Genomic DNA, 20,169 nt, shown 5'->3' with positions numbered 1-20,169 from the left:
GAATTCGACCAACTGCGGCACAAATGTCAGATTATGTTCGTTGATCACTATTTGGGCGATGCTGGATAGTGGTAGTGATCGGGATCACCAGCGAGGGGAACCATGGACATCAGCCAAATTGAAACAGCACTTGGTCTTGCAAGCTCGGCTTTGGGCACAACCGGCAAGGCGGTCGCCACGTTTGAAGCATTCAAGAAACTGCTAAAGTCTGAAAAGAAGCCTGATAGTGGCGAAACCGATACATTGCTCAATGCGCTTGCGACCGAATTGACCACCGCAAACGTTATGAATGTCCAACTGAGCGAAGCTCTCAAGGCCCTTAGCCGCGAGTTGAAGCGACAAGACGAATTCGAGAATGAAAAGGCCCGCTACGAGCTTTTTCAAACCGGGCAACAGGACATTGTTTTCAAGTTGAGGGAGGACAAGGCGGACGGCCAACCGATCCACTTCATCTGTCCGGTTTGCCTCAACGCTGATAAGGTTATCAGCTTCATAGCCGGGGAAGGCGACTACAAGGTCTGCCAGAGGAACCGGCAACACCTTTTCAGGTTCAAGAATGTCCCCTACACCCTGTCGAGGCCGGCGCGTTCCGTTTAGGGTGATTGAACATCCTCAAGCGACGCTGGTTAGTAGATTGGTTAGTTGGTCACTAACCGAAAATCGCCAAACCCCACGGGTTCCAAGGCATTTTAGGGGTTGACTGGCGGAGGGAGTGTCCGTCTCCGCCTAATCCAAGGTGGTCTAAAGCGGTCTATCCGACAGGCTGGAACCCTTGAGAAACATGCATTCATTGTCCAATAGCGTCTAGTGAGGTCTTGCCAAGTCCAGCGGTAAGTTGTACGTAAGGCTGTCCGCATGGAGAGTTCGAATGCAAATCAACCGCCTCTCGGCCGCCAGCGTCAACGCTCAGAACAAACCCGGTCTGTATGCCGATGGTTTGGGCCTCTACCTTCAAGTCGCCAAGGGCGGCAGCAAGACTTGGATCTTCCGGTACATGCTCGCCGGCAGGCCTCGCAAGATGGGCCTGGGCTCCGTCCATACCGTGCCGCTTAAGCTGGCGCGGGAGAGGGCGGCAGAGCAGCGGCTAAAGCTCCTCGATGCTGATGACCCTATCGAGGTTCGCAAGGCCGAACGCATGGAAAAGCTCGCTGCCTCTGCTTCGGCGATGTCGTTTAAGGAAGCCGCAGAGGGCTACATCAAGGCTCACAAAGCAGGCTGGTCGAACATCAAGCACGCCGGCCAGTGGAAGGCCACGCTCGAAACCTACGTCTACCCGGTCTTTGGCGATCTAGCGGTGCAGCGCGTCGATACCGCTATGGTGTTGAAGGTGCTCGAAACGATCTGGACCGAGAAGCCGGAAACAGCCTCTCGCGTCCGTGGCCGCGTCGAGAGCATCCTTGATTGGGCAACGGCGAGGGGAAGCCGCCAGGGCGACAACCCGGCGCGTTGGCGCGGGCATCTAGATAAACTTCTGCCAGCCCGTAGCAAGGTCGCCAAGGTCCAGCATCATGCAGCTCTCCCATATGGCGAGATCAGCGCCTTTGTGGCCTCTGTGAAGGAAATGGAAGGCGTCAGCCCGAGGGCGTTGGAATTTGCCATTCTGACGGCCACCAGAACAGGCGAGGTTGTTGGCGCACGTTGGGCCGAGATCGACACAGAAAACGCTCTGTGGACCATCCCTGCTAGCCGTATGAAGGCAAAGAAGGAACACCGAGTACCGCTGTCAAAGCGCGCGCTCGAAATCCTCGCCGGCCTCCCGCGAGAGAAGGACAACGACGCCGTTTTCATCGGAGACAAGAAAGGCCAGTCGCTTTCGAATATGGCGCTGTTGATGACGTTGCGGCGCATGAAGCGCGACGATCTGACCGTGCACGGCTTCCGCAGCACCTTCCGCGATTGGGCGGCCGAACAAACCGCATACCCGAACGAGCTTTTGGAAATGGCTCTGGCCCACACTGTCAGCGACAAGACCGAGGCCGCTTATCGGCGCGGCGACATGTTCGAAAAGCGCTCCCGTTTGATGCAGGATTGGGCGGACTTCTGCGTAACGACAAAGAAAACCGCCTCCAACGTCACGCCGATCCGGGGGCAGGCCAATGGCTGAGTGGATGCTGTTTGATGAGGCTTTGAATAGGGTCCATCTGCGCACGGGAATACCCGCCTCCAAAGACCTTCTCGTAACCGCCTTACGTAGCGGGCTTGTGGAGACAGCTCACGGCGCGAATGACCCGCTTTCCATGGCGACCAATTCATGGATCATCAATCCTGATAGTCTCGCCGCGTGGATTGATGATCTGTTGGGAATCGGGCCGAAAGTCTTGCCGAAGCGCGAGAACCGGACGACCGAGCAGCAGGAAATGAGCGCACAACGGGCGACGGCGGCTCGTGCTGTACAGGACATCTGGGGCGGCTCTGTTCCAGCCGGCCTAACAAAAAGCCGGCGCGACCAAGAGATACAGTCTTACGCAAGAAAGCACTCGATCGCCGTTCCTAGCGAAAAGACACTTCGGCGCTTTTTCAAAGGCCAGTAGATGGCCGCACTTGGCCGCTCTTGGCCGGTGTTGTCCCTGATAACGGGAGAGCTAGTGAGACACCATAGGACCGCTTTAGAAACAGGAGCGGCCCGATGGTCCAGAACATTCTTAGACGAGACGACGTTGAACGCATTACCGGGCTTCCCCGGTCCAGCATCTACGCAAAGGTAGCGCGAGGCGAGTTCCCCAAGCCGATCAAGTTGGGGCCGCGCGCTTCCGGCTGGCTTGAGGAAGACGTTGCCAAGTGGCAGCAGGCCAGAATCGCCGCAAGTCGCGGAGTTGCGGCATGACGGAGGCCTGCATCATGGGCATTGACCCAGGCGCTTCCGGTGCCATCAGCTTCTATTTCCGTTCGCGGCCGGATCTTATCGCCGTCAACGACATGCCTCTTGTGGCAGGCGAGATTGACGCGGCGGAGCTTGCCCGGTCGATCACACAGTTTTCGCCAACGCTGGCGATCATTGAGCAAGTCGGCGCCATGCCTAAGCAGGGCGTAAGCTCGACGTTCAAGTTTGGCATGTCCTACGGCATCGCGCGGGGCGTCGTGGCGGCTCTTGGCATCCCGACGCACCTTGTAACGCCTGGTCGATGGAAGAAGCATTTCCGACTCGACAGTGACAAGGAAAAGGCTAGAGCCCTGGCAATCCGCCTGTGGCCCTCCAGCGCCCATTTCACGCGCAAGAAAGACCACGGCAGGGCAGAGGCCGCATTGCTGGCCCGCTTCGCCGCTGAGACGATGGGAGGCGCCTATGTGGATGCCTCCTGAAATGCGAAAGCCCGCCGGCCAGGGCGAGCTTCGCGAAGTCGATATTCTCAGCAGCAAGGATATCACCATAGCCGAAGACCTACGGTTTTTGCAAGCATCTCGCATCATCCAGCGGTGCCCGATGTCGCTGCCACTAGCCCTAGTGACTGCCAGCCTTGCCTATGGAGGCCGAGCATGACGATTCGGCCAGAAATCCCAAGCATTGAGGGGATGCACGTTGCAGCCGCTACCCGTCATCTGACAGCGGCGCGCGGCCACCTTCAATGCGCTGTCCTTCGGTTTGATGACGCTGGCTACGAGCACGACGCAACAGCGCGCGCCTACAGTTTCGTTGCCGGCATCGTTGCCGAGTTCAACGGCCGGCCATGGCGACCGCAACCGCCAGTGCCGCAGTATTTCCAGGACGCGGCCATTGAGTGGCGCGCCGAGCGAGACAGGAGGAGCCGCCGATGAACGCCCCTCCTGTATTCACGGCGGCAGAACTTCAGCTAATGGAGTTTGAGCCGTTGCGGTATGTCATCCCCGGCTTCCTTACCGAGGGTGCAACACTGCTCGCCGGCAAGCCCAAGCTGGGCAAGTCGTGGCTGGTGCTGGATTGGTGCATCTCCGTTGCCATCGGAGGGTATGCGCTGGGCTCTGTCAAATGCGAGGAGGGCGACGTTCTCTATGCCGCTCTCGAAGACAACAACCGCCGCCTCAAGCGTCGAATGAGCCAGGTTATACCCGCCAGCCATTCATGGCCGGAACGATTGACGCTGCGAACCACGATGCGGCGCCTGGACGATGGATTGCTTGCTGAAATCATCGCGTGGGCTAGATCTGTACCTAACCCTCGCCTGATCGTCATTGATACCCTTGCCAAGGTGCGACCGCCGGCAAAGGCCAGCGACAAGCCATACGAGGCCGATTACAGGGCGGTATCACCGTTCACACACCTCGCCTCCGAGCTGCAGCTTGCAATCGTCATCGTCCACCACACGCGCAAGATGGACGCCGACGATCCGCTCGACATGGTGTCTGGCACCACGGGCCTAACGGGTGGCGTCGATAGCGTCATGGTTCTGGCAAAGGACGGACAAGGGACAATCCTCACCGGCCGAGGCCGCGACCTGGACGACATCGAAAGCGCCATCAAGCTGGACAGCAGCGGTCATTGGACATTGCTAGGCGAGGCCGACGAGGTTCGACGTAGCAAGGAGCGCAACAAGATCCTCGAAGCTGTCAGAGAGATCGGTGAAGCCGGCCCCAAGGAAATCGCGGCGGCAACCTCCATGCGTGAGAACAACGTGCGGTATCTCGTGCGCGAGATGGCAAAGGCTGGTGAACTGGAGGCGATAGCGCGCGGTCTCTACCGGCTACCAAAGTGAGGGGCATTGTTAGGGGTGGTATCTGCGGCGCCAACTCAAAAGCAGCGGCAAAGCAATATCACCCATACCCCCCCCCTAACATCCCTAACATCCCTAACAATGGATCATGAATGTTAGCGTTGTGAGGATTGTGAGGAGCCTCTTAAGAAGCTGCGGAAAATGGCTGCTTGAGCCAAACACACGCTCGAAGCTCAAACCGTCCATTTTTCTTTGCCCTCGAATCCTCCCGGCGGCAATTTTCCGGCCTCGATCTTTTCCTCAGAAAGCCCGTGGTTTCGGCTTTGGCGGAGCATGTCTCCGCTGATAACCCTTGATTTCCAAGGCTTCCATCGGTCGGCATTGCGTTTACGTACAAATAAGCGTACATCCTATCGAGTGATTTGCAGCGATCAGGCGAAAAGGGAAATGCTGTCAGAAAGCCACACGACAGAAGACGCGAAGCCGCAGACATGCCGGGCGCCTGTCTTACGAAAGCCCTTGGCGCGTTCGCGGACAACCAACTCAGGAAAGCTCCCTGGCGTCGATGGACGCAGTGCGTGGGCTCGCCGACACAACGACCTTGTTGCGCTGCTGGTAGCCGAGATGGGCGGCAAGGTTTCGCCTATTCAATTGCTGGACGTGCACGACGCGGCGGCCACCAGAGTCCGCATCGAGCAGATGACAGCCGCAACGCTTCGCGGCGAGGCTATCGACAACGATCAGGCCGTGCGCGAAGGCAACCGATACGACAGGCAGCGCAGGCAACTAGGCCTCAAGGCGGCACGCCCCGCCGTCGAGACATCCGGTCCCTCGATTGACTGGCCAGCCCTCCTGGCTGGTACGGAGGCTGACGATGAAGCAGCCTAAGCCGAAAGCAGCCGCAAGCGAGGACATGCTGGCGGCGATGGTGAGGCAGCTCCAGGCCGATCACGACCTAGCTGTTACTCAGCAGAACGCGGCGGCAGCCGTGGCGGCTGACCGCGCTCTTATCGATCTCCTGTCCCTCAAGATGGCTGGTGGCCCGATTGGTGAGACCAACGACCCGGCTGGGCAGGTGATCCGCGTCATCATTGGTGGCGGCGATAGCGGGCGTGTCAGTCCAACCAGAGCGGATGAAGACGTGGCATCGCTGGCCTTCGATAGCCCGGCTTCCGAAGCCGATGACAGCCTAGCCCGCCGCTTACTGGCCCTGCTCGATGGTGACGGCAATGGCTAAGCCCACCAAGCCCCAACCCGTAAAGCCGCATTCGGCGCCTGTCAGGAAGGCATCGCATGTGGACGTGACGATGAACCTTATCGGCCAGTTCCAGCACCTGCACGACGAGGCCTTGGCCAAGGGCAATCACAGCGCGGCGGTAACGGCATTGTCCCGCATAGCCGATCTCGTGGCCGCGAAGATGGAGCGGGCTGAGATATCTGCCGGCCCCTTGGATGGAATGACCGACGAGCAGTTGTGGGAGCGCATCCGCGTCCTGGACGCCACCATCGTTGCCGCCAAGGGCGAGCAGAAGCACGCCGACGAGCCGGACGACAGCCCCGAAATTGTTGGCCTCGCCTCAAAGATCCTTGCCTTGCTCGACGGAGGCCGGCCATGAGCAGCCGTCTCGACGCCATACGCACTGTGCTTGCAGGCCTTACCACCGAGCAGCGGGCCAAACTGGCAGCTTTGGTGACGCCGAAGCCGGAAACGCTTCCTGAGCCGCCTGTGGCCGATCCTGTGGCTATCCCAGAGCACATCGCGGCGTGCATGCCGACCTTGCCCGACGCAACGCAGGCTGTTGATGGGGTGCCGCTCGCAATCCTGAAGGTGCAGGAAGCGCGAAGGCAAGAGCATGCCAGGAACGCGTTCCCCGGTGAGGACCGCCCCAAGGTCGTTTTCCGGCGAATTGAGCATCTTTCGTCCGCTGATTTCGCTCAGCGCGAACGCATACGCCAAATCGCCGAAGCCCGCGCAAGGAGTCTCGTATGACGCGCGATCTTGTCGGAACCCTTGAATGGCTGGCGGAACGCAGAGCGGCCGTCGAACACGATCCTGTTGATGCCGAATGCCAGGAACGCGTGGAACATCGCGGCGGCAAAATCCAGTCGTGGCGCAATCCCGAACCGGCGGGTTCCCGGCGATTTGAAGGACCGAAGACATGACGACCAAACGAACCGCACCGTCGGGCGTTGCCCGCGCCCAAACCATGCGCGCCGCTGTTCGCGGACCCTCGCCGCAGCAGGCTCATCCCATGCACCCTGCGACGCCGAAGCGTCAGCCGAACCAGCCGACTGCCAAGCGCGGCAAGATGATCGATTAAGCCGGCCCTGAAGGAGCCAACGCAATGAGCAACCTGACCCTCGCAGATGCAGTGCAGCAGTACGCCGACCTGCCGGCATCCGTTGGCCTTCCGTCCAACAGCTCCCAGGATTTCGACTCCACCGGCAATGTTGTGAAATTCGACAAAGGCGCGCGAATTTCGCGGATTGCCGATGCCGCACAGGAATTGGTTGAGACCGAGCGCCAGAACCGCAAAGGCCGCCGCGCCAAGGTTCGCGATGACGGCAAAAGCCGCCTCGATATCAGCGAAGCGGCTCAATTGCTGGTGCAGCGGCAGCCGAAAAAGATCGAAGGCAGGCTAACCCGCTCTCAGGGTGTGGACGAACTTCTCGGCCGCCAGCCGTCACAGTCCAAGGGCGGGCGCCTCACGAGCCATGAGGAAGCGGCAAGGCTTCTGATAGGAGCGGAGAACGCCGTAGCGACAGCGGCGGGCACTGCGCAGCCCACTTTCACGGCTCCGGCATCAACGTACGAAATAGAGGCCACAAACGCGGCCCTGGACCTCCAGCGCACCGGCTCTGCTTTGGCCGAACTTGAAAGGCAGCTATGGGATTTTGTCCAGGCTTGCGGCCAGGCATTCCCTGAGGTCATCCACGACCGAAATGCGCATCTGAAGTTCGACCCTCACCGCGCGATATTGTGGGTTTCAGCACAGGCCAAGAGCGACCAGTTTACCGAGATGGCCGGGCGTATCAACGCGGCGCACCTGTACGCCTGGAATCGCGTGGTGGAGATCGAAAACAGGCAGTTTTCGGCACAAAACCCTGACCTGGACGACGGCGACGCCGACCGCATGGCGGCTATTCTCCTAAGCATCATGAGCCAGGAAGAGGCCGTGGCGCTGGTGGGCTCTCCTATGGCGGTATCGGCAACAGATCCTCGCGTCAGGCAGATTCTTGAGATCGCAGCCGGCAGCGAAGATGGCGAGGCCATGCTGGCAACGCTTCGAGATGCGGGTTTCACGGAAGACGACATTGCCGCAATCGCCAACGGCAGGGCGCAAGCGAGCTTGATGGACCATCGGGTTCGCTCCGTCCTGCTCCGCGCTTCCAGAAACGTCGAGTTCGCGGAGGCAGCCGCATGACATCCAAAGCCGAAAAACTGGAGGCGATTATCGCCCCAGACAGCGGCGCCTCCGAAGCGGAACGCCAAAAGGCGCAAGAAGCTCTGGACCAGATCAGGGCGTCCAACGCGCCGCCTTTGTATGGCAGTGCGGAATGGCACAAGGAAATGAAGCGCCATCAGAAGATGTTGGCGGAGGTAGCTCCATTGCTCGGAAGTCCCTCTTTGAGCCCCGCAGAGGTGCTAACGCTCAGAAACTGGACTCGGTACGTCGGAACGCCTTGGGGCATCGGGGCAGACGAGTTTCGCCGAATCCACGCCAAGCTGATGGCAGAGGCCGAAGCTGAGGCAACGATCGCACTGGCCTACGAGCCCGGGATCGAGGTCGAATTGCGATGATGCTTCTCCCCGAACAGCAGCGAGAGCTTGGCGACTTGATGACCTTCGATCCGACCGGCGCCGAAAGGATCTGGAGGCAATGGGCCAAGGACTTGGCTACGGATCAATTCGGCATCGTTAATGCACCGCAGAGCATCCAAGAGGTGGCTGAGGTAATGCCCTTTTTCATCGATGGCTGTTGTGAGTTCGCCAGCCATCCGATTGCACCCGGTCGAGTGCAGCAGATGAAGCACGCGGCCCGCAGCGCCTTCTATGAGCGCCTGTGCAGCCTAGCAGACGCGGCCGAGGGGACGAAAGGCGGTTCGGCATGATGCATGTCCAGATTCAAAAGCTATGGCCCAAGCCCATTAGCGTCAGCATAGCAGCCGGTCGCGCCGGCACTGTTCCTGAAACCATTGTGCGCTGGTGCAAGCGCGAAGGCATCGGCAAGCAACTGAGGCCGAAAGCCCCCTGGCGCGTCGATCCTGTCGGCCTTGCTATCGTCCTGGCCGGCGATCGGGAAGCCATGACCGCATATCGGGCTGGTGACTTGGCCTACGTCGGAATCGAGCGATACGCCGAGATTGCCAGGATGCAGGAAATCAGGCGAATTGCTTGACCGAAAATGTCAGTAAATGTCTGATCTTGTTTTCTTTTATGGTGCCAGTCGCGTTGTGACCGAAGCGCACGAAAACTAGAATTTCCCTCAAGTTTCGCCAAGGGAAATTCCATGCGCTACAGCTCAGGAATGCCGGACCGTATCAGGGTCCGCGTCTTCGCCGACGAGAAGCAGGCAATGCTTGCCGCCGCTGCCAAGCGGGGCCTCAACCTGTCTGACTTCATCCGGCAATTAGCCTCCGAAGCAATGTTTGCTGACGATCGGAGGGCAAGCAATTGAGCTCAATCTTCGACTGGTCCACAACCGCCGCGTCGAACAGCAATTCCGACGCCTCGATCAATTGGGCTGAGGGGCAGGCGCCGTCCACGGTCAACGACTCCGCTCGCCAGATGATGGGCCGCGTTGCTGAATTTCTGAAGGATCTTGGTGGGGGGATTGCGGCGGGCGGCACTGCCAATACACTGACGCTAACGGCAACGTCGGCGTTCACCACGCTTGCCGATGGTAGAGTCGTGGCCTTCCGAGCGATAGCCGATAATACGGGCGCTACGACAATCAACGTCAATACCATCGGGGCGAAGTCAATTCGCAAGATGGTGGGCTCTGGCGAAGTCGATCTTGTAGCCGGCGACATCAAAAGCGGCGGCACTTTCGTCCTTCGCTACGGCACCGCATTCAACGGCGGCGCGGGCGCCTGGATGCTTCAGAACCCAGTGATTGATGTCCCCAACATCGTCACGCTCACCGGCTCACAGACGCTCAGCAATAAGACGTTTGTCGCGCCCGCTCTCGGCACCCCTGCATCTGGCGTGATGACCAACGTCACCGGGCTGCCGATCTCGACGGGCGTTTCCGGCCTTGGGACGGGCGTTGCTACTTTCCTCGGCACACCCTCTAGCGCCAATCTTCGCGCTGCTTTGACCGACGAAACGGGGACTGGGGCGGCGGTCTTTGCTACATCACCAGCGTTCGCCGGGACGCCGACTGCCCCCACTCCGGCCACCGCCGATAATAGCACGACCATCCCGACGACGGCCTATGTAAAGGCCAATGTCGCCGCGCTGCCGTTCTCAAAGTCGTTTGAAAGCTCCCAGCAGACCATCACCGCTGGCGGCTCGCTGACTCTGGCGCACGGCCTGGGCGTGAAGCCAAAGCTTTACATGGTTGTGCTTCAGTGCCTTACCGCTGAGGGCGGATACTCCATCGGGGATGAAGTCTTGCCCGACCCCTCTTCCAACGAAGCTGGATCAAATCGCGGTATCAGCATCGTTCCAGATGCCACCAATATCAATATCAGGAACGGCGGTGGCGGAATGCAGATTAGCCGCAAGGATAACGGTAACTTCCTGAACATCACAAATGCGAACTGGGCACTCGTCGCGAGGGCCTGGGCGTAAGGCTTGCAAAGCCTGCCGTTTCGACCAATAAGCGGGGCATGAAATTCCTCGTACCCGTTGAAGAGGCCATTCGCCGACTGCGCGACAATGCTTTCGCGCATCTTCGTTCGCGAGACTGGTTTCAGACGGCAAGTCTGTTGGCACTCAAAGACGATATCGTGTTGGTGACAAAGCAGTTTGACGATCACGTGCTCACGTTTTCGCCACGGGAAACGATCGGCAAAGACCTATTCCGCAAAGGGCATTATCAGCGCGATCTGGCGACCAGGGTTCTGGAATTGATTGGAAAACCGGCCGGCAACGTTCTGCTTGAGCTTGGGGCGAACATCGGCACCCACAGCGTCTATCTGATGGGTAATGGCAAGTTTGATCGGGCGGTGTCGGTTGAGCCGGATCCTCGAAATGCGAAGCTGCTTAGGCATAATCTCGCCCTCAACGGCCTATCGGATAAGGTCGCCGTCTTCGAGTGCGCAGCGGGAGATGAAGACGGCTCGATCGATCTCTATTTCGGAGACGCAAATTTCGGTGCCAGTAGCGTGATCAAGCCGAAAGGCGGTTCTCAATCGGTTCGGGTGCCGCTTCGTCGTGTTGACGGCATTTTGAACGAAGCTGGTGTCAGACCTGACGATATCGGTCTGGTTTGGATGGACATCGAAGGCGCGGAGGCTGAAGCGCTGAAGTCCATGTCGGAACTGGTGCAACGTCGAGTGCCGATCCTGTTGGAATACAGCCCGGCAAAATATGGCTCTGAGAAGGCTACAGCGACGGCGAACTATCTTGCGGCGAATTACCGGCGCTGCATTGTCTTTGCTGGCAAGTCAGAGAAGGAAATGGACGTTCGCGACGTCACAGAGCAGCGCGATATTCTCCTTTTGGCATAAAGGCGCCCTACATCAATAAATAGGTGAAAGGCGGTTCTTCGGAGCTGCCTTTTTCATTGGGCGCGAATGTCGGTAAATGTCTGATATTGTTTTGTTTTGTGGAGCCTCAACCGTTGTTCCTGGCCGTGGCAAAAAATAGAATATCGGCAAGCAACAAGGATGGATGCTGCCATGACACCGACCGACCAGCAACTTGCCAGAGCGCGAGAGGCAGTCGAACAGGCTTTTGACGGCGAAGGACTGAGGTTCCTAGCTTTCAGCGGCGGCAAGGATGCCTTGGCGTTGCTGAAGCTGTGCGAGCCCTACGCCGGCCGGTTCAGGCTGATCTGGGCGAACACCGGACACACGTTCCCTCACGTCGAGACCCTAATTAGAGCGGAAGGCGAGCGCTACGGCCTTGAGGAAATCCGGCCCGACCTCCAGGCACATTGGAAAGCCCATGGATGGCCCACGGAAATAGCGACCGTCACAAGCGCCATGTCGGTAAACAGCGATATCAGGTTGCAACCCTGGCCGCTGTGCTGCCTCGCCATGAAGGTTACCCCGATCCTGGCACGCCTTGGCACCCTCGATACACCCGTGACCCTCCTGCACGGACAGAAGCTCGCGGACGGCTGGCGCGTGCCATTGTCGATGCCTCAGAACGTGTCCATTTCGATGCCGCTGGCCGATTGGACGGACGCCGATGTCTACAGCTTCCTCAATGCAGAGGGCGTGGAACTGCCGGAGCACTATGCGACGGTAAAGGACAGCCTTGATTGCTGGATCTGCCCGGCCAACTGGACGCAAAGCTTCGCGCCTGAATATGCCGAATACGTCGGCCGCAAATACCCCGAAGTGTCGCGTTCCGTGCGGCCCACGGCAGAGCGGATTTTCAAGCATCTTCGATCAGCTACCAGCAACCTCGAAACGGCTCTGGAAAAGGCCGCTCAAGACTAGAAAGCAAAAAGCTATGCCGACTCTTGTCCCTATCGATGATGAGCCTCAGGGCCTCAGCTTGGCGCAGTTGCGCGCGCAGGCCATGGCGCAAGCGCAGGCAAAGGCCCAGGCCGAAGCTGAGGCGGCGGCCAAAGCTCGGGCGGCCGGCGAGCAATTGCCGTGGCTGGATTATCAACCCAAGCCCTGGGAAGAAGCACAGCAGGCACAGCGAAAGCCTTGGGAGGATTACCAGGGCGGTTCCGGCCAGCTTTCCCCTCAGGTGCAATCGTACATCTCTCAGGCAAAGGCCCGCGTCGCTGCTGGTCCGTATGCCGCTGCGTTCGGCATTCCACAGATGCCTGCCGCCGATCCAAATACGGGCCAGCCTGTTGGCGTCCCTGCCTTCTCGCCGACTGACTTCAGCAGGGGTAATTCCGCCCTCTGGGGAGCCGGCGACGCGACCACGTTCGGTTTCGGTGACGAACTCGGCTCCTATCTTGGCAGCGCTTTGTCGGGGCTTCCGCGCGATCAGGTCTTGCAGGAAATGCGGGCCATGAACTCGAAGGCTCAATCCGAAAACCCCGGCTCCTATCTCGCGGGCCAGATCGGCGGCGGATTGGCTCAGGGCGTGGCGACTGGTGGCGCGGGCTTCGGGGCAAATGCCGCAGCTCAGGGTGCAGGGCTTGGGCGTGTCGCTCTTGGCAGTGCTTTAGACGCGGCAATGTACGGAGGCGCCTATGGTGCTGGTGAGGCCAACGGGGATCTCGCTGACAGGCTGAAGGGTGGTGCTATCGGTGCAGGCACGGGCTTTGCAGTCGGTGGCGCTGCTCCGCTTGTCTCGACTGCCATTACCAAAGGTATCAGCAAGCTCATAAGCCCCTTTGCATCCTCTGCCGAACGTGAGGCGGCTGTTAATCTGCTTGCACAGGAAGGCGTTCCGGTAACGGCAGGGCAGCGCACAGGCTCGGATACTCTCCGCTATGCTGAAAGCGAGCTTGGCGGCGCGAAGGCTGCAAATCTGATGGATCAGCAGGGAGCGGCTTTTACCAATGCAGCGATGCAGAAAGCTGGCGGTTCCGGTCTCGCCACCCCTGACAATCTGGCCGCCCTCCAGGGTACTCTTGGGCAGGCCTTCGAAGACCTGTCGAGCCGCAACACGCTGGTTGCAGACCCTCAGCTCGGCCAAGATCTGGGCAAGACACTGAATCGCTATGAGAAGCTTCTGGAGCCCCAGCAGAAGCCGATTATCACCAACATGGTGGACGGCATTATCCAGCGCGTGCAGACCAACGGCGGCACGCTCCCTGGCCCGGAATACCAGACCATCCGTAGCGACCTTTCCTTGGCGGCTCAATCGACCGGCAATCCAACGCTGGCGACCGCCTTCCGTGGCCTCCGTAACTCGCTGGACGACGCAATGGAAAGATCGATCGGCGCGAACAACCCTGCCGATTCCGGCGCGTGGTCGGCACTGCGAAAGCAGTACGGCAACATGAAGGTTCTGCAGAAGGCCTCTCTTGGCGGTGGCGAAGATGCCGGGCTCGGCATGATCTCGCCGGCACGGCTGCGCATGGCGGCGGCGAGCGGGAATGCCGGCGGCTTCGCAACAGGCGCCAGCGACTTCACTGACCTCGCCAAGGCCGGCCAAGCAGTCATGACGCCTCTGCCGAACAGCGGCACCGCGTCGAGGCTGGCCGTTCGCAATATCGGGGCATTTGCTCCAACGATCCTGGGTGCCGGGTATGGCTATGGGCATGGTGGAGACCTTCAGAGCGCAATTGCCGGTGCGGCGGCTGGCTATGCCCTCCAGAAGGGCGCGGGTAGCCTCCTGATGAGCCGGCCCATGCAGGCCTACCTAGGCAACCAGGCAGCGGCCAATCTGTCTAACCCTGTCACCAACGCGCTATTGGCTGCAATCATGCGGCAAGGCGCTACACCGGCATTCACAAGCTCGCGGATGCACTGAGGAAAACACGCGATGGATCTTCTAGACCTACTTGCCGGCCTCCCAAACCCATACGCCGGGATGGCTGATGGGCCAAAGGGACAGGAGATGTATCCAGCGCCCACGTCGCTCTTCAGCAGCAACGTTCAGCCCTCACAGGGCTCCGGCCTTGGCCTTACCCCTCAGCAGGGCAATGACATTGCCTCACTGCTCGACCCCAATCAGGTCGATTTCGCCACGCGCCTACATACTATGTTCCAGCAGCTCGCGCAGACACCTGATTCTCCTATGCCCTACTTGCGTGCTGGCGGGGATGCCCGGAACACTGGTAATAACCTGCTTGCCGCCCTCCAGCAAAACGGGCTGAATTTTAGCGGAATGCTCCTGAAGCAGCGGCTAGGCTAAGGGCGCCAGTGATCATCTTCCTGCCGGCGCGTCGAGACGGCCTGCCGGATGACCTCTAATCGTTGCTCGATGTTGTCGAGGCGCCGGTCCATGTATCCGCGAACATCGCGCACCATTGCCCAAACGCCAAGGGCTGCCAAGCCGAAATAGACCCAAGTCATGTCCTAGAAATCCTCTCGGAAATAGCGTCGCCCCGCGAAGGGCGTGCTTGAATTTTTAACATACTGAGAGCATCATGTCCGTGGGCTTGAGAACCCGGACTAGGACTAGGGCTAGCGACCTTTGGCGAGGTAGCTGCCTGATCGCGTAGGAAACCTTGGCGGGTTTCTGTGCGCATGAGGTACGCCTTGGCGGGCGTCCAACTCGGTCGAATATGGCCGGGAGCGGACGCTATGTCCAGAGGGCAACCTTAAAAACGTTCGGCCTGTCGTCCTGGCAGGTTCTCAACTCCCGGCTTTCGGACCGCCTCCGATATCAGACGCCACGGAAAACTTTTCCGCTGCGTCGCCGGCCGTGAGAAGCCGGTTGCTAACCAGGACATAGGGACATGACCAACATCACCCGACGTGCCGCCCTAAGCGGATTCGCATCCTTGCCAGCCATAGCGGGCGCTACAGCGCTTCCGGGGGCCGTGGCGCCGGCAGATACCCTTTCGGACCCTCTCGCTGATCTGATCGCCGAATATCGCGCCAAGACGGCAGAGTTTGAGGCAATCCCGCACGAGGTGCTGACGAGGGAAAACGAGGACGCGCTTGTCGAGGCAACTTATGGGCCTACTGCTCGAACGCTATGGCGTAACCCACCTCTGCCGTCGAGCCTTCGCGGCGTGGCTGAGGCCATGCGCCTTGCGATCGAGGAAAAGGCATTCTGCGACCATGCTGTCGAGGCGCTGATTGTGCTCTCGTTGGCCTATCTCGACGGAGGCCGGTCATGAACGCCGTTGTTCGCACCCTCAAGCCCTTTGGCATGCCTGATGGCGTAGACCCGCGCACATGGCGGCAGGCAATCGAGGCACAGCTAAACGACCTGTTCGACCGCGCCACGGCTCTCATCACTGCTCTCGACCTCATGGAAGCCGATTGCGACCTTGAAGACGGCGCCGATGCCGAACCCTGGCTTGGCTGGGGCGAGCGTGGTCCGCGCGGAACTGTCGCGTGGCAGGACGATAAGCGCGGCAGCATGGATGATGATCGGGAGCTAGAGGACGAGCACGGCGGCGATATCAATGATGAGCCGCAGGAAGATGCTGGCGATTTGCCGGAACTGCTCGAATACGCCGACTGAAACAGCGGAAAAGTTTTCCGCCGTTTAGCCCGCTGCCTCACGGTGGCGGGCTTTTTCGTGTGTGCGCAATCTTGTACGTAGCATTTTCAGAAAGCAGAAAAATACAATGATTTCAAGGCCATATGGCGGAGGGAGTGGGATTCGAACCCACGGTGAACTTGCGCCCACGCCGGTTTTCAAGACCGGTGCCTTAAACCGCTCGGCCATCCCTCCATCTAATTGCTTTCATTGCGCTTTTCAGCTTTTATTTAATCGCTGAAAGGGTCGGTTGCTACGCAATTTGCAACTATTTGGCTTTTCGCTCGATGCTTATAGCTGCCTGCAACGCGGCGTCAACTTGCTCGGCGGCGCTTCCAAGACCTTCGCCATACCCACGCCTCGCAGATTCTCTCGGCCGGCGTTAATCCGAAGGTGGCGAGCGATCGTCGGCCTGCATGCCCGGCATGACGTGTGAATAGAGGTCAAACGTGATGCCGATGGTCTAGTGTCTCAAAACGGATGCGCAGCAGTTTGGTCTTGCTCAAGACGCGGACCTACTCATGCGCGAGCGAACGGGGCTGAAATGGCGATCCGTCGACCTGGGCGATGACGAAACTCTCACCATCGGGACGGATGCCAAGGCGAAGCTGTTCTTCGGCCTGCCGCGCTCGATGCGCCTTCACCTCGGCGACGGTGCTTGCCGATAGCGCAACGGTCCTGGCGCGGCCGCTCTTCGGTTCCTTGTAGCGCATGCCGTCGTCTGTTTGCTCGGCGCTGTGCTCGATCGTCAGTCGCCGCAGGTTGTCGCCGAGCTCGACGTGGCGCCACCGAAACGGAAGGATCTCGCCGCGGCGAAGGCCGCACGTCACAGCCAGCAGCACCGGAATGTACATGCGCGTCGGCCGCAGCCTTTCCAGCAACGTCGCGGTCTGGCTGACTTCGTAGGCGAGCATCTTTTTGCGCTCGACCTTTGGTGGCCTAGTGGCGGTTGCCGGATTGCGGGATAGCCTCTCCCAGATTACCGCTTGCCCAAGAGCCTTGATCGGCACGCGGCGGTAGTGGTGGACCGTGCGGTGAGATAGTGGCGGAAGGGACTTCGACTGCCGGCATCCAGTTCGGCGACGAGCCGGGCGCATTCCTTGTGCGCCTCACGCTTGGTGCCAATGAAGGAATGCGCTTCGGCGCCACCTGGCCGGTGACGAGCCGCGCGGCACTGCGATCCCAAGATCCTTGCCGCCGACGGTCACCGTATCATCGTCGACACGTGTGACCTGGCTCCTCAACTCGATCTGCTGCCCGATGCTGGTGTGCGGCGTCGCGATCATGGCAACCGTGCGCAAGCGCGTGACGGAGGATCGGGTGAGCGTTCTGATCCCGTCATATGACCAGCCGCACTATCGTCGACACGACGCCTCGTCGCCAACTTTTATACTGCCCTTTGCCATTCCATGAGTCTGGCGCGATCGGCGGCTTCTTCAAGCATTTGCTAATGGAACGAAATCGGCTCATGAAAGTTGGATAGACAGACGGCGCGCTGACCGCGCCGCGTCGGGCGAGTTTGCCCGCTCCGGCCTAGGGGGCTGTGTTTGGAGTACCCCGGCATCCTCGGCATTGCTCGATAAAGAGCCCGCTCATTCCCCATTGGCGGGCTCTTTCGATTTGACGGGGTGGCCGGCACCCTTCCTTCCGTCGTTGGGGTGGAAATTGCCTGAAAGGCGCCGGCCTGGCGGTCGGGTTAGGTCCGCCGCATATGCAGATCGGCTAATCTACCTCAAAAGGACATGGTGTGATCGCGTAATGCCTTGCTCAATCCAAGGTTAGGAATATATCACCATCGGTGAGGCGACCCACCCACGAGGATCGCCAATGTCGAACAAATACCCATTTTCAGAAGCTACGCTTGGCGGCAAGCTGGCGGCCGGCACCGGCCTATCGGTCGACTGCCTTACGTGCAGGCGGAGGGCAGTGCTCAACGTTGCCGAACTGGTTAAGCGCTTCGGCCTAGACCAGCCCTGTCTGCATTTGGATCCGCTCAAGATCATCTATTGCGACGAGTGCCGCGGCGCTGGCCGGGACGATCGGAACTTGCAGTTCACCAACCATGCGATGACGCCAGAGCAGCGGAAGGGTTGGACGCCTTGCCCGTAGGCGGCCCGACAGTTCCGCGTTGGGGGCGTAGGGTTGAACCGCCGGGCCTAACCGACTCGGTACGGCGAGTCGGCTGGAGCGAAGGTTACATTAGCTAGGCTGCATGAATATCACGGTTCATTACGTTCCACCGGTTTCGCTGAAACTCGCCGGGCGAGGCCCCCAACAACTACCTCAAGCCCGACGAGCAGCCGGAGATCAACCCGGCAATCATTCCTTGCAAGGCCGATGCCAGCGTTCCCGTCCTTGAATGATACAGTTTGCCGATAAGCGGTGGCTTATGCATTATCCGCACACCTGCCCGCGAGAGGTGCCCACCATACAGGATCACGAGCTTATCGAACGGCCAGGCAAGGGCTGGACGCCATGGGAGCGAGGCACGGCGAATCCGACGTCGAGCGCGTCTGGTGGAGGGCGCCGTGCCGTCACTTCCCGAAGCTGAACGTCAGCGTGTGGTTCGATGGAATCGCGGCATGGCCAAGGAAAGAGAGGCCGCGGCCAATCACGCGTCCGGCCGAGCCTGATAAGTAGCATCCTGCTACATTTGGCCCGCCGCTTCGGTGGCGGCCTCAGCCGCGGAATCTCGATTCGATCAGGGCAGCTTGGCCAAATGGGCCGCCGCGAGGTCGAGCCCCTCGCGACTGATCGAATGGCCAAGGCCGGGCAGCAGACTCAAGAAAATGTCAGCGCCGGCGGCGGAAAGACGTCCGTGCGCGCTCCGCGCCTCGGTCGCCGGGATCACCGGGTCGGCGGTGCCATGCAGCAACAGAACGCGCGTTCGGGGAGAAGGCGCAAGCGGATCGTGCGTCGCGAGACGGCCGGAAAAACCGACCACGGCGCCGGGCCTCCAACGGCCGGAGGCGATCGCATCCAGCGCCATGATGGCGCCCTGCGAGAAGCCCGCCAGCGCAACGCGCTCGGGGTGGCCGCTCAGGCCGTGTCGCTCGGTCAGCGCGGTCAGGACGGCGTCGAACGCCGGCCGCGCGGCGGCGATGCGCCCGGCCCGGTTGGCTTCCGTGACGCCCGAGATCGAGAACCACTGCCGCCCCAGCCCGCCCTGATCGAATGGCTCGGGGCCGTCGGGCGCCTCGAAGGCGGCGTTGGGCAGAAACGGCGCGAGGTGGTCCGCCAGCGGCGCCAGATCGGCGCCCCGACTGCCGACGCCATGCAGCAATATGACGAGAGAGACGGCCATCACGCCGCCTCTTTCAGGCGACGAGCGACCGGATCAAGCCCCGGCAGGTCGGGTCCAATGGGCACGATGCCGGTCGGGTTCAGCCGCTTGATCGAGTAGTAGCCGCGCTTGATGTGGTCGAGATTGACCGTTCCGCGCACTCCAGGCACGTCAAGCACACGGGCCAGATAGGCCGACAGCGCCGGGTAGTCCGTGATGCGGCGAAGATTGGTCTTGAACAAGCCGTAGTAGGCGGCATCGAAGCGGACCAGCGTCACGAACAAGCGGATGTCCGCCTCGGTGAAGGCTTTGCCCATCAGCCACGGCCCGCCCGCCGACAACCGCGCCTCCAGTTCATCGAGTTGCGCGAAAACGTCGCGAAAGGCTTCTTCATAGGCGATCTGGGTCGTGGCGAAGCCTGCGCGATAAACGCCGTTGTTCAGCCGCCGATAGATAAGGTCGTTCAGGGCGTCGATTCCCGCACGCAATGGCTCAGGGTAGAGATCGGGGCCAGAGGCAAGGCTGCCGAAGCCCGAGTTGAACATGCGTAGTATCTCGGCGGATTCATTGTTGACGATGGTGCCGCGCTGCTTGTCCCACAGCACCGGCACCGTTGCCCGGCCCGAGACATGCGGATCGGCCCTGGTATAGATCTCATGCAGCCATGTGGCCCCGTTCACCGGGTCCGGCGAGGCAAAACGCCAGCCCTGCGCGCCGAGCTCGGGCTCCACGATCGACAGCGACACCACATCCTCCAGCCCCTTCAGCCTGCGCGCGATCAGCGTGCGCGAAGCCCAGGGGCAGATCAGGGCGACGTAGAGGTGGTAGCGCCCAGCTTCGGCCTTGAAACCGTCCGTTCCGCTCGGGCCCGCGCTGCCGTCCGGCGTGACCCAGTGGCGGAAGGTCGAGGTCTGGCGCACGAAGCCGCCCTTGGCATCGGTCGCCTGGACGGGTTGCCAGTCCTCGGTCCATTTTCCATCGATAAGCATTCGGTATCTCCTTGCGATGAGCGG

General features: G+C 60.3%; 28 protein-coding genes and 1 tRNA gene. 24 read left to right on the top strand and 5 right to left on the bottom strand.

Going from position 1 to position 20,169, the window contains the following annotated elements:
* Nucleotides 1-102: 102 nt before the first annotated feature.
* From ACR64R_RS08535 to ACR64R_RS08430, 22 genes are all read left to right on the top strand, one after another.
* Nucleotides 103-597, top strand: a complete 495-nt coding sequence (locus ACR64R_RS08535) for a hypothetical protein (RefSeq protein WP_487361213.1) — start codon at nt 103-105, stop codon at nt 595-597.
* Nucleotides 598-868: 271 nt separating this feature from the next.
* Complete coding sequence (locus ACR64R_RS08530) at nt 869-2,104, top strand: tyrosine-type recombinase/integrase (protein WP_487361212.1); 1,236 nt, start codon at nt 869-871, stop codon at nt 2,102-2,104.
* The gene (locus ACR64R_RS08525; protein ID WP_487361211.1) at nt 2,097-2,531 is read left to right on the top strand and encodes a hypothetical protein; all 435 of its coding nucleotides are present in this window, start codon (nt 2,097-2,099) and stop codon (nt 2,529-2,531) included. The genes ACR64R_RS08530 and ACR64R_RS08525 overlap by 8 nt, the downstream gene beginning before the upstream one ends.
* 95 nt (nt 2,532-2,626) lie before the next feature.
* Complete coding sequence (locus tag ACR64R_RS08520) at nt 2,627-2,824, top strand: helix-turn-helix transcriptional regulator (protein WP_487361210.1); 198 nt, start codon at nt 2,627-2,629, stop codon at nt 2,822-2,824.
* Entirely contained in the window at nt 2,821-3,300 is a 480-nt protein-coding gene (locus ACR64R_RS08515) for a hypothetical protein (protein WP_487361209.1), read from the top strand. The genes ACR64R_RS08520 and ACR64R_RS08515 overlap by 4 nt, the downstream gene beginning before the upstream one ends.
* Nucleotides 3,301-3,749: 449 nt before the next feature.
* On the top strand, nt 3,750-4,667 hold the full coding sequence (locus tag ACR64R_RS08510) for an AAA family ATPase (protein ID WP_487361208.1): 918 nt from the start codon (nt 3,750-3,752) through the stop codon (nt 4,665-4,667).
* Between the two features lie 582 nt (nt 4,668-5,249).
* Nucleotides 5,250-5,513, top strand: coding sequence for a hypothetical protein (locus ACR64R_RS08505; RefSeq protein ID WP_487361207.1), 264 nt, complete (start codon nt 5,250-5,252; stop codon nt 5,511-5,513).
* Nucleotides 5,500-5,862 (top strand): hypothetical protein, encoded by a 363-nt coding sequence (locus ACR64R_RS08500; RefSeq protein ID WP_487361206.1) that lies wholly within the window; start codon nt 5,500-5,502, stop codon nt 5,860-5,862. Before ACR64R_RS08505 ends, ACR64R_RS08500 begins: the two co-directional genes overlap by 14 nt.
* Nucleotides 5,855-6,241 carry a hypothetical protein gene (locus ACR64R_RS08495; protein WP_487361205.1) on the top strand — a complete coding sequence of 129 codons (387 nt, stop codon included), beginning with the start codon at nt 5,855-5,857 and terminating at the stop codon, nt 6,239-6,241. The genes ACR64R_RS08500 and ACR64R_RS08495 overlap by 8 nt, the downstream gene beginning before the upstream one ends.
* On the top strand, nt 6,238-6,615 hold the full coding sequence (locus ACR64R_RS08490; RefSeq protein WP_487361204.1) for a hypothetical protein: 378 nt from the start codon (nt 6,238-6,240) through the stop codon (nt 6,613-6,615). The genes ACR64R_RS08495 and ACR64R_RS08490 overlap by 4 nt, the downstream gene beginning before the upstream one ends.
* Nucleotides 6,612-6,788, top strand: a complete 177-nt coding sequence (locus tag ACR64R_RS08485; RefSeq protein WP_487361203.1) for a hypothetical protein — start codon at nt 6,612-6,614, stop codon at nt 6,786-6,788. Before ACR64R_RS08490 ends, ACR64R_RS08485 begins: the two co-directional genes overlap by 4 nt.
* On the top strand, nt 6,785-6,946 hold the full coding sequence (locus tag ACR64R_RS08480; RefSeq protein WP_487361202.1) for a hypothetical protein: 162 nt from the start codon (nt 6,785-6,787) through the stop codon (nt 6,944-6,946). Before ACR64R_RS08485 ends, ACR64R_RS08480 begins: the two co-directional genes overlap by 4 nt.
* A gap of 24 nt (nt 6,947-6,970) precedes the next feature.
* Nucleotides 6,971-8,050 (top strand): hypothetical protein, encoded by a 1,080-nt coding sequence (locus tag ACR64R_RS08475; protein ID WP_487361201.1) that lies wholly within the window; start codon nt 6,971-6,973, stop codon nt 8,048-8,050.
* Nucleotides 8,047-8,427, top strand: a complete 381-nt coding sequence (locus ACR64R_RS08470; RefSeq protein WP_487361200.1) for a hypothetical protein — start codon at nt 8,047-8,049, stop codon at nt 8,425-8,427. The genes ACR64R_RS08475 and ACR64R_RS08470 overlap by 4 nt, the downstream gene beginning before the upstream one ends.
* Nucleotides 8,424-8,738: a hypothetical protein gene (locus ACR64R_RS08465; RefSeq protein WP_487361199.1), complete on the top strand. Its 315-nt coding sequence runs from the start codon at nt 8,424-8,426 to the stop codon at nt 8,736-8,738. Before ACR64R_RS08470 ends, ACR64R_RS08465 begins: the two co-directional genes overlap by 4 nt.
* Nucleotides 8,735-9,025, top strand: a complete 291-nt coding sequence (locus ACR64R_RS08460; protein WP_487361198.1) for a hypothetical protein — start codon at nt 8,735-8,737, stop codon at nt 9,023-9,025. The genes ACR64R_RS08465 and ACR64R_RS08460 overlap by 4 nt, the downstream gene beginning before the upstream one ends.
* 111 nt (nt 9,026-9,136) lie before the next feature.
* A complete protein-coding gene (locus ACR64R_RS08455) occupies nt 9,137-9,304 on the top strand; it encodes a plasmid mobilization protein (protein ID WP_487361197.1) in 168 nt (55 codons plus the stop codon).
* Nucleotides 9,301-10,422, top strand: a complete 1,122-nt coding sequence (locus ACR64R_RS08450; protein ID WP_487361196.1) for a hypothetical protein — start codon at nt 9,301-9,303, stop codon at nt 10,420-10,422. The genes ACR64R_RS08455 and ACR64R_RS08450 overlap by 4 nt, the downstream gene beginning before the upstream one ends.
* A 38-nt stretch (nt 10,423-10,460) precedes the next feature.
* Complete coding sequence (locus tag ACR64R_RS08445) at nt 10,461-11,303, top strand: FkbM family methyltransferase (protein WP_487361195.1); 843 nt, start codon at nt 10,461-10,463, stop codon at nt 11,301-11,303.
* A gap of 171 nt (nt 11,304-11,474) precedes the next feature.
* Complete coding sequence (locus tag ACR64R_RS08440) at nt 11,475-12,242, top strand: phosphoadenosine phosphosulfate reductase domain-containing protein (protein WP_487361194.1); 768 nt, start codon at nt 11,475-11,477, stop codon at nt 12,240-12,242.
* 58 nt (nt 12,243-12,300) lie between these two features.
* A complete protein-coding gene (locus tag ACR64R_RS08435) occupies nt 12,301-14,187 on the top strand; it encodes a hypothetical protein (RefSeq protein ID WP_487361193.1) in 1,887 nt (628 codons plus the stop codon).
* A 12-nt stretch (nt 14,188-14,199) separates the two neighbouring features.
* Nucleotides 14,200-14,571: a hypothetical protein gene (locus tag ACR64R_RS08430; RefSeq protein WP_487361192.1), complete on the top strand. Its 372-nt coding sequence runs from the start codon at nt 14,200-14,202 to the stop codon at nt 14,569-14,571.
* On the opposite strand, the gene ACR64R_RS08425 is transcribed toward ACR64R_RS08430, so the two are convergent.
* A complete protein-coding gene (locus ACR64R_RS08425; RefSeq protein WP_487361191.1) occupies nt 14,568-14,732 on the bottom strand; it encodes a hypothetical protein in 165 nt (54 codons plus the stop codon). The two genes, ACR64R_RS08430 and ACR64R_RS08425, sit on opposite strands and share 4 nt — an antisense overlap.
* A 386-nt stretch (nt 14,733-15,118) precedes the next feature.
* Between ACR64R_RS08425 and ACR64R_RS08420 the strand changes: the two genes are divergently transcribed.
* Both ACR64R_RS08420 and ACR64R_RS08415 read left to right on the top strand, forming a co-directional pair.
* Nucleotides 15,119-15,505, top strand: coding sequence for a hypothetical protein (locus ACR64R_RS08420; protein WP_487361190.1), 387 nt, complete (start codon nt 15,119-15,121; stop codon nt 15,503-15,505).
* Entirely contained in the window at nt 15,502-15,855 is a 354-nt protein-coding gene (locus ACR64R_RS08415; protein ID WP_487361189.1) for a hypothetical protein, read from the top strand. The genes ACR64R_RS08420 and ACR64R_RS08415 overlap by 4 nt, the downstream gene beginning before the upstream one ends.
* A 123-nt stretch (nt 15,856-15,978) precedes the next feature.
* Here ACR64R_RS08415 and ACR64R_RS08410 read toward each other — a convergent pair.
* From ACR64R_RS08410 to ACR64R_RS08395, 4 genes are all read right to left on the bottom strand, one after another.
* Nucleotides 15,979-16,068, bottom strand: a tRNA-Ser gene (locus ACR64R_RS08410).
* A gap of 320 nt (nt 16,069-16,388) precedes the next feature.
* Complete coding sequence (locus ACR64R_RS08405; RefSeq protein ID WP_487361188.1) at nt 16,389-16,787, bottom strand: site-specific integrase; 399 nt, start codon at nt 16,785-16,787, stop codon at nt 16,389-16,391.
* Between the two features lie 1,787 nt (nt 16,788-18,574).
* On the bottom strand, nt 18,575-19,177 hold the full coding sequence (locus ACR64R_RS08400; protein ID WP_487361187.1) for an alpha/beta hydrolase: 603 nt from the start codon (nt 19,175-19,177) through the stop codon (nt 18,575-18,577).
* On the bottom strand, nt 19,177-20,145 hold the full coding sequence (locus ACR64R_RS08395) for a glutathione S-transferase family protein (RefSeq protein ID WP_487361186.1): 969 nt from the start codon (nt 20,143-20,145) through the stop codon (nt 19,177-19,179). The genes ACR64R_RS08400 and ACR64R_RS08395 overlap by 1 nt, the downstream gene beginning before the upstream one ends.
* Nucleotides 20,146-20,169: the final 24 nt, after the last annotated feature.

The sequence above is a fragment of the Mesorhizobium sp. MC2-1-1 genome, assembly GCF_057597255.1.
The sequence above is the reverse complement of the archived record's forward strand: the minus strand, read 5'-3'. Positions and strand labels throughout refer to the sequence as shown.

Coding starts and splice junctions, on each gene's coding strand:
- ACR64R_RS08535 (WP_487361213.1), top strand. CDS start 103: ATGGACATCAGCCAAATTGAAACAGCACTTGGTCTTGCAAGCTCGGCT.
- ACR64R_RS08505 (WP_487361207.1), top strand. CDS start 5,250: ATGGGCGGCAAGGTTTCGCCTATTCAATTGCTGGACGTGCACGACGCG.
- ACR64R_RS08490 (WP_487361204.1), top strand. CDS start 6,238: ATGAGCAGCCGTCTCGACGCCATACGCACTGTGCTTGCAGGCCTTACC.
- ACR64R_RS08460 (WP_487361198.1), top strand. CDS start 8,735: ATGATGCATGTCCAGATTCAAAAGCTATGGCCCAAGCCCATTAGCGTC.
- ACR64R_RS08430 (WP_487361192.1), top strand. CDS start 14,200: ATGGATCTTCTAGACCTACTTGCCGGCCTCCCAAACCCATACGCCGGG.
- ACR64R_RS08510 (WP_487361208.1), top strand. CDS start 3,750: ATGAACGCCCCTCCTGTATTCACGGCGGCAGAACTTCAGCTAATGGAG.
- ACR64R_RS08440 (WP_487361194.1), top strand. CDS start 11,475: ATGACACCGACCGACCAGCAACTTGCCAGAGCGCGAGAGGCAGTCGAA.
- ACR64R_RS08455 (WP_487361197.1), top strand. CDS start 9,137: ATGCGCTACAGCTCAGGAATGCCGGACCGTATCAGGGTCCGCGTCTTC.
- ACR64R_RS08405 (WP_487361188.1), bottom strand. CDS start 16,787: ATGCTCGCCTACGAAGTCAGCCAGACCGCGACGTTGCTGGAAAGGCTG.
- ACR64R_RS08395 (WP_487361186.1), bottom strand. CDS start 20,145: ATGCTTATCGATGGAAAATGGACCGAGGACTGGCAACCCGTCCAGGCG.
- ACR64R_RS08525 (WP_487361211.1), top strand. CDS start 2,097: ATGGCTGAGTGGATGCTGTTTGATGAGGCTTTGAATAGGGTCCATCTG.
- ACR64R_RS08475 (WP_487361201.1), top strand. CDS start 6,971: ATGAGCAACCTGACCCTCGCAGATGCAGTGCAGCAGTACGCCGACCTG.
- ACR64R_RS08445 (WP_487361195.1), top strand. CDS start 10,461: ATGAAATTCCTCGTACCCGTTGAAGAGGCCATTCGCCGACTGCGCGAC.
- ACR64R_RS08520 (WP_487361210.1), top strand. CDS start 2,627: ATGGTCCAGAACATTCTTAGACGAGACGACGTTGAACGCATTACCGGG.
- ACR64R_RS08400 (WP_487361187.1), bottom strand. CDS start 19,177: ATGGCCGTCTCTCTCGTCATATTGCTGCATGGCGTCGGCAGTCGGGGC.
- ACR64R_RS08515 (WP_487361209.1), top strand. CDS start 2,821: ATGACGGAGGCCTGCATCATGGGCATTGACCCAGGCGCTTCCGGTGCC.
- ACR64R_RS08420 (WP_487361190.1), top strand. CDS start 15,119: ATGACCAACATCACCCGACGTGCCGCCCTAAGCGGATTCGCATCCTTG.
- ACR64R_RS08465 (WP_487361199.1), top strand. CDS start 8,424: ATGATGCTTCTCCCCGAACAGCAGCGAGAGCTTGGCGACTTGATGACC.
- ACR64R_RS08480 (WP_487361202.1), top strand. CDS start 6,785: ATGACGACCAAACGAACCGCACCGTCGGGCGTTGCCCGCGCCCAAACC.
- ACR64R_RS08415 (WP_487361189.1), top strand. CDS start 15,502: ATGAACGCCGTTGTTCGCACCCTCAAGCCCTTTGGCATGCCTGATGGC.
- ACR64R_RS08425 (WP_487361191.1), bottom strand. CDS start 14,732: ATGACTTGGGTCTATTTCGGCTTGGCAGCCCTTGGCGTTTGGGCAATG.
- ACR64R_RS08500 (WP_487361206.1), top strand. CDS start 5,500: ATGAAGCAGCCTAAGCCGAAAGCAGCCGCAAGCGAGGACATGCTGGCG.
- ACR64R_RS08530 (WP_487361212.1), top strand. CDS start 869: ATGCAAATCAACCGCCTCTCGGCCGCCAGCGTCAACGCTCAGAACAAA.
- ACR64R_RS08485 (WP_487361203.1), top strand. CDS start 6,612: ATGACGCGCGATCTTGTCGGAACCCTTGAATGGCTGGCGGAACGCAGA.
- ACR64R_RS08470 (WP_487361200.1), top strand. CDS start 8,047: ATGACATCCAAAGCCGAAAAACTGGAGGCGATTATCGCCCCAGACAGC.
- ACR64R_RS08495 (WP_487361205.1), top strand. CDS start 5,855: ATGGCTAAGCCCACCAAGCCCCAACCCGTAAAGCCGCATTCGGCGCCT.